Annotated in this window: 2 rRNA genes; both read left to right on the plus strand. The window is 39.5% G+C overall.

Annotation, left to right across the window (positions count from 1 at the left end):
- Window positions 1–96: ribosomal RNA gene (locus ACQ3F0_RS26840) — 16S ribosomal RNA — on the plus strand; the annotation flags it as partial.
- 178 nt (window positions 97–274) lie between these two features.
- Window positions 275–352: ribosomal RNA gene (locus tag ACQ3F0_RS26845) — 23S ribosomal RNA — on the plus strand; the annotation flags it as partial.

Raw genomic sequence — 352 nt, forward strand, 5'->3', positions numbered from 1 at the left:
ACCGTAAGGAGCCAGCAGTCGAAGGTGGGATCGATGATTGGGGTGAAGTCGTAACAAGGTAGCCGTAGGAGAACCTGCGGCTGGATCACCTCCTTTCTAGGGAGAAATGAGAACAATGTTCTCATAAAATTGACTTGGTTTTATCTACTCTGTTTAATTTTGAAAGATTAATTTCTTTCTATTTTGTTCATTGAAAATTGCATAGTGAATTATATATAAAGTAACAAAGCTCAAACTGAGCAAACTTTGTAAAAAGTTGATTAAATAACTAAAAGATCAAGCTACAAAGGGCGCACGGTGGATGCCTTGGCACTAGGAGCCGATGAAGGACGTGATAAGCTGCGATAAGCTT

The organism is Clostridium sediminicola, from assembly GCF_050402865.1.
In the GTDB taxonomy this organism is placed as follows: domain Bacteria; phylum Bacillota; class Clostridia; order Clostridiales; family Clostridiaceae; genus Clostridium_AF; species Clostridium_AF sediminicola.